Below are 5,929 nucleotides of genomic sequence, written 5' to 3'. Positions count from 1 at the left end.
CCCCCGTACCCGCCCCGCCGATCATGCGGTTGTGGTGGGGGACGAAAGCCGCTGAACCCCATGGAAAGGGCACCACAACTTCATGATCGACGACAACGCTGACCGACGGGCGCTGCCCGGGAACGGGTTGCCCGCCGAGCGGGTGCTGGCGGAGGTGCGCGCCCTGCGGGACGCCGACCGGCCCACCCACGGGGGGCGGCTGTTCGCGTACGTCTACGACCCGGCGGTGCCGGGGCTGGACGAGCTGGCCGCCGCCGCGTACGCCGGCAGCGCCCACGTCAACGGGCTCGACCCGACCGCCTTCCCCTCGCTGCTGGCGATGGAGAACGCGCTGGTCGGCGCGGCCGCCCGGCTGCTCGGCGGCGGCCCCGGCAGCGCCGCCCCGGACGTGGTCGGCAGCGTCACCAGCGGCGGCACCGAGTCGCTGATCCTGGCCGTGAAGGCCGCCCGGGACGCCCACCCGGAGATCGCGGCGCCCCGGATCGTGGTGCCGGCCAGCGCGCACGCCGCGTTCGCCAAGGCGGCGCACTACCTGCGGGTCGCCGTGGACACGGTGCCCGTGTCGGCGCTGACGCTCCGGCCGGCCGCCGCCGACGTGGCCGCCGCCATCGGCCCGGAGACCGTGCTGGTGGCCTGCTCCGCCCCCTCGTACGCGCACGGCGTCATCGACCCGGTCGCCGAGATCGCCGAGGCGGCCGCCTCGGCCGGGGTGCGCTGCCACGTGGACGCCTGCTTCGGCGGTTGGACCCTGCCGTACCTGCGCCGCCTCGGGGCGGACGTGCCGCCGTTCGACTTCGCCGTCGCGGGGGTCACCTCGATCTCGGTGGACCTGCACAAGTACGCGTACGCCCCGAAGGGCGTGTCGGTGCTGCTGCACCGCGACCCGGCGCTGCGCGCCCCGCAGTACTTCGCGTACGCGGACTGGCCCGGCTACACCATGGTCAACCCGGTCATCGCCTCCACCCGCTCCGGTGGGCCGATCGCCGCCGCGTACGCCACCCTGCGGCACCTCGGCGACGACGGGTACCTGCGGCTGGCGGCCGCCACGCGGGACGCCGTCGCCGGCCTGGCCGACGCCGTCCGCGCGGTCGACGGGCTGCGGCTGATGGCCGAGCCGGAGTCGACCGTCGTCTGCTTCACCGCCACCGACGCGGGCCTCGACCTCTTCGTCCTGGTCGACGAGCTGGCCGCCCGCGGCTGGCACACCCAGCCCCAGCTGTCGTACGCCGACCTGCCGCCGAGCGTGCACCTGACGGTGACCGCCGCGGTGGCGCCCCGGGTGGCGGAGTTCGGCCCGGACCTGGCCGACGCCGTGGCCACGACCCGGGCCGCCGGGCGGGTCGCGCTCCCCGCCGAGCTGCTCGCCCTCGCCGGCACGCTCACCCCGGAGACGCTCACCGCGGAGACGGTCGCCGGGCTGGCCGCCGGGCTCGGCCTCGGCGCCCCGGGCGCGGGACCGGCGCCCGACCGGATGGCGCTGGTGAACGCGCTGCTCGACGCGGCCCCGGCGGGCCTGCGGGAGCGGTTGCTCGTCGAGTTCGTCAGCCTGCTCCAGCGTCCGACCTGGGGGTAGTGCCGCTCGCCGGTGATCCGGTGCGCCCTCGCGTGGCGGCCCGGCCGGGGTCACCCCGGCCGGGCCGTCCGTTCCTCGCGTGGCGGACCGGTCGGGTTGCCCCGCCGGGCCGCGCTGCGGTCAGACGCCGTCGAACAGGGTCACCGGGAAGGACACGGCGTTGTCCGCGGGGAACCGGTCGTCGACCGGACCGCCCTCGTAGACGACCTCCAACGCGAACGTCCCGGTGCCGAGGACACCCGGGTCGGCATCGGCCGGGGCGGTCAGCCTGACCCGTACCACGCGCAGCTCACCGGCCATGAACTCGCCGCCCGGCACGAGGAAACCGCCCGCGAACGTGGGCACCTCCGACGCCGGGTCGGTGCCGGGGATGTCCATGCCGTTCGGCAGGCTCGCCGCCACGTACAGGTCGTTGTGCGGCGCGTCGCCGCCGTACCGGATGGTCACCGGCAGCCAGCCGGCCCAGTGACCGTCCTCCTGCCGGGTGAGCCGGGCCTCCCCGACGGTGAGGGACGCGTCCGCCGTCCGGTCCTGACGGTACGGACGCGCCCCGGCCAGGCTGCCGGAGGTCGAACGGAAGAGGGTGCGGAACGGCGTCACCGTGGTCACCGGCGCGTCGTAGCCCACCTGCACCGCGACCTGCCCGCCCCGGGTGGACATCGGGTACGGCCGGGTGCGGGTCAGCACCTCGAACCGGGCCGAGAAGGTGTAGCTCTGGCCGGCGGCGACGGCCACCGCGCAGTCGTACGTCCGGACGAACTGCTTCGGCACCACCACCGTGCAGAACTCGTTGGCGAGGGTGCCCCGCCAGGAACCGGCGACCGGCTCGGTGACCAGCACGTGCGACACCGGCTGGGCGGTGTCGTTGGTGACCGTGATGGGCAGCGTGCCCTGGTAGCCACGCGCGGACGGTTCCAGCACGAGGCGGCCGACCTCGGCGACGGCTCGGCCGGCGGTCGTCGGCGCGGCGGCGGCCGGGACGGCGGGTGCCAGCAGAGCGGCCGTCAGGCCGACGGCGGCGAGGCCGCGGCGGGTGATCGTGGTCATGAGGTCCTCCTGTATCCCCGTGGGGTCGCCTCCGGTCGGGGCGACATGTCAGACACCCCCGTGGCCCGGTGCGGGTTGCGGTGCCGGCGAGACGCGAACCCGACACCGAGGGTCGTCGATCGGGGTGTGCGGCCTCCGGAACCGACCAACGGTGTGCGGTCCCTCCGGACGGGTCGGGCGGGGCGGCCACGCCGGGCGCTGTGGTTGACTGGCACCGGAAGCGGAAGGGAGACCGACGTGCAGGTGCCGGGAGTGCTCGGCGAGCCGATCCGGTTCGTGCTGAACTGGGGCCGCCGCTACTCGCTCTGGGTCTTCAACTTCGGCCTGGCCTGCTGCGCGATCGAGTTCATCGCCACCAGCATGGGCCGGCACGACTTCATGCGCCTCGGCGTGATCCCGTTCGCGCACGGGCCCCGGCAGGCCGACCTCATGGTCGTCTCCGGAACGGTCACCGACAAGATGGCCCCCGCCATCAAGCGGCTCTACGACCAGATGCCCGAGCCGAAGTACGTCATCTCGTTCGGCGCCTGCTCCAACTGCGGCGGCCCCTACTGGGACTCGTACTCGGTGACCAAGGGCGTCGACCAGCTCATCCCGGTCGACGTCTACGTGCCCGGCTGCCCGCCCCGCCCCGAGGCGCTGCTGCACGGCATCCTGCGCCTCCAGGAGAAGATCGCCGCCGAGCAGTCCGGGATCGGCGGCGTGCCCCGGCCGGACGCGCTCGCCTCGCCGGTCGACGCTCCGCCGGCCGACGCCGGGTCCACCGGCGTGCCGCCGCGCTCGGCGGAGTCGCTGACCGCCCCGCCGGTCCGCCCGCCCACCTCCTGAGCCGTACCGCCCGCCCACCCTCCGAACGCACCGTCCGGTCGGACGAGGGCCCGGGTTGGCCGCCGGGGGCTAGCCTGCGCACCATGAACCACTCCGCCGACCAGCGTTCCGCCCACATCGTCGACGTGCTCACCGAGGAGTTCGGCGCGTCGATGGCTCTCGACCCGGCAGCCTTCCGGCGCAAGTTCCGCAAGATGGCCGCGTCGCCGTTCGCCTTCTACCGGGGCAGCGCCTCGCTCTTCTACGCCGACCAGGTCGGCGACTTCGCCGACGACCGGTTCCTCGACGACCGCACCAGCCGGGTGTGGATCCACGGCGACCTGCACGCGGAGAACTTCGGCACGTACATGAACGCCTCCGGGCAGCTCGTGTTCAACGTCAACGACTTCGACGAGGCGTACGTGGGGCCGTTCAGCTGGGACCTGAAGCGGCTGGCGGCCAGCGTGGCGCTGCTCGGCTACGCCAAGGCGCTCTCCGACCGGGCCATCAGCGACCTGGTCGCCGGCTTCGCGGGGTCGTACCTGACCGAGCTGCGCGCCATCGCCGCCGGTGGCGACGACGCGATCGGCTCGATCACCCTGGACAACGCCGACGGGGTGCTCCGCCGGGTGCTCCAGCAGGCGCGGCTCAACACCCGGGTCGACCTGCTCGCCACGCAGACCACCATCGACAACTACGAGCGCCGCTTCTCGCTGGGCGACGGCGTCTTCGAGATCGACGCCGAGACCCGGGAGCGGGTCTGCGCCGCCTTCGAGGACTACCTCGGCACGCTGCCCGCCTCCTCCGCCCGGTTCCGTCCCGTCGCCACGCACATCAAGGACGTGGTGCTGCGCAAGGGCGTGGGCATCGGCTCGGCCGGGCTGCCGTCGTACAACCTGCTGTTGGAGGGGCACACCCAGGCGCTGGAGAACGACGTCGTCATCTACATGAAGCAGGCCCAGGTGCCGGCGGTGGCCCGGCACATCGCCGACGAGTCGGTCGCGGGCTACTTCCAGCACCAGGGGCACCGCACCGCCGAGTCGCAGCGCGCCCTCCAGGCGCACGCCGACCCGTGGCTGGGCTTCACCGAGCTGGACGGGGCCGGGCAGCTCGTCGCCGAGGTCTCCCCGTACGCGGCCGACCTCGACTGGGCCGACGTGAACGAGCCGGAGGAACTGGCCGGGGTGCTGGCCGACCTGGGCCGGGCGGTCGCCCGGATGCATTCGGTGGCCGACGACGAGTCCAGCCACGACCTCGTCGACTACTCCACGGAGGAGGCGATCGTGGCGGCGGTGGACGCCGACGAGGCGGGCTTCGTGGCCCACCTGGTCGACTTCGCCCACGCGTACGGCGTCCGCGCCCGGCAGGACCACCAGCTCTTCGTCGACCTGTTCCGCAACGGCCGGCTGCCCGGCCTCTGAGCGGCGGTCAGGAGCCGAACTCCAGCACCACCTTGATGTCGTCCGGCTCGGGGGTGTACGCCCCGGCGTACGCCTCCACCGGCACCCGGCGGGTGATCAGGGCGTCGAGCCACGACCGGTCGGCGCGGGCCAGCGCTGCGGCGGCGAGGTCCCAGTGCCGGCGGTTGGCGTTGACCGAGCCGAACACCACGTTGTTCTCCAGCACGAGGGCGCGGTTGAGCGCCCCGGCGTCGAGGTCGATGGTCCGCCCGCCGCTGGAGACGCCGGTCAGGCAGACGATGCCGGTCGGCGCAACCTTGTACATCACGTCGAGGACGACGACCGGCGCTCCGGTGCACTCCAGCACCACGTCCGGCTCGAAGTCCAGCTCGCCGACGGGCACGGTGTGGTAGGTCGCCCCGAGCGCCCGGACGAGGTCCGGCTTCGGTCCGGTGGTGTTGCGGTCCAGCACGTGCACGGCGAGCCCGCGCTGCGTGGCCAGCAGCGCGGCCAGCAGGCCGATCGGCCCGGCCCCGGTGACCAGCACGGTCTGCGGCTGCCACTCGGCGCGGGCACCGATGCGCTCGATGTGCTCCCACGCCTTCGCCACCACGCTGGTCGGTTCGAGCAGCATGCCGACCGGGGCGAGGGCCCGGTCCAGCCCCACGGCGAACCGGGGTTGCAGCCGCCAGCGGTCCCGGGCGAAGCCGGGCAGGGCCTTGATGCCGTGCTCGGTGAACCGGCCGTTGCGGCACATGTCCCACTCGCCGACCGCGCAGTTCGGGCAGGGCACCGGGTCGGGGTGCCGGACGACGCCCGCCACCAGGTCGCCGGGTTGCAGGGTGCCCGACGGGTCCTCCAGCACCCGGCCCAGCGACTCGTGTCCCAGCACCAGCCGGTCCGCGCCGGACGGCGCCTCGCCGTACTGGCCGGCGATGATCTCGTGGTCGGTGCCGCAGATCCCCACCGCCAGTGCCTCGACCAGGATCGCGCCCTCCTCGGGCGGCGGCTCCGGATGGTCCTCGACCAGCCGCAGGGAGTCGGCGACACCCGGGGTCACAGTCACAGCGCGCACGCCCTCATCCTTCCCCGCCGCCCGAGG

5 protein-coding genes are annotated in these 5,929 nt (G+C 74.1%); 3 read left to right on the top strand and 2 right to left on the bottom strand.

Annotated features, from left to right (window positions below):
• The first annotated feature begins 82 nt into the window (after positions 1-82).
• Positions 83-1,573 (top strand): pyridoxal phosphate-dependent decarboxylase family protein, encoded by a 1,491-nt coding sequence (locus ACSNN9_RS27370; protein ID WP_436676162.1) that lies wholly within the window; start codon positions 83-85, stop codon positions 1,571-1,573.
• A 120-nt stretch (positions 1,574-1,693) separates the two neighbouring features.
• On the opposite strand, the gene ACSNN9_RS27365 is transcribed toward ACSNN9_RS27370, so the two are convergent.
• Positions 1,694-2,620 carry a hypothetical protein gene (locus ACSNN9_RS27365; RefSeq protein ID WP_436676160.1) on the bottom strand — a complete coding sequence of 309 codons (927 nt, stop codon included), beginning with the start codon at positions 2,618-2,620 and terminating at the stop codon, positions 1,694-1,696.
• Between the two features lie 237 nt (positions 2,621-2,857).
• Between ACSNN9_RS27365 and ACSNN9_RS27360 the strand changes: the two genes are divergently transcribed.
• Together ACSNN9_RS27360 and ACSNN9_RS27355 are read left to right on the top strand one after the other, a co-directional pair.
• A complete protein-coding gene (locus ACSNN9_RS27360; RefSeq protein WP_358089078.1) occupies positions 2,858-3,448 on the top strand; it encodes an NADH-quinone oxidoreductase subunit B in 591 nt (196 codons plus the stop codon).
• Between the two features lie 83 nt (positions 3,449-3,531).
• On the top strand, positions 3,532-4,848 hold the full coding sequence (locus tag ACSNN9_RS27355; RefSeq protein ID WP_436676159.1) for a DUF2252 domain-containing protein: 1,317 nt from the start codon (positions 3,532-3,534) through the stop codon (positions 4,846-4,848).
• Positions 4,849-4,855: 7 nt separating this feature from the next.
• Here the strand turns inward: ACSNN9_RS27355 and ACSNN9_RS27350 are convergent, their stop codons facing one another.
• On the bottom strand, positions 4,856-5,902 hold the full coding sequence (locus tag ACSNN9_RS27350) for a glucose 1-dehydrogenase (RefSeq protein WP_436676158.1): 1,047 nt from the start codon (positions 5,900-5,902) through the stop codon (positions 4,856-4,858).
• Positions 5,903-5,929: the final 27 nt, after the last annotated feature.

The sequence above is a fragment of the Micromonospora sp. URMC 107 genome (assembly GCF_051386315.1).
GTDB lineage: Bacteria > Actinomycetota > Actinomycetes > Mycobacteriales > Micromonosporaceae > Micromonospora.
The sequence above is the reverse complement of the archived record's forward strand: the minus strand, read 5'-3'. Positions and strand labels throughout refer to the sequence as shown.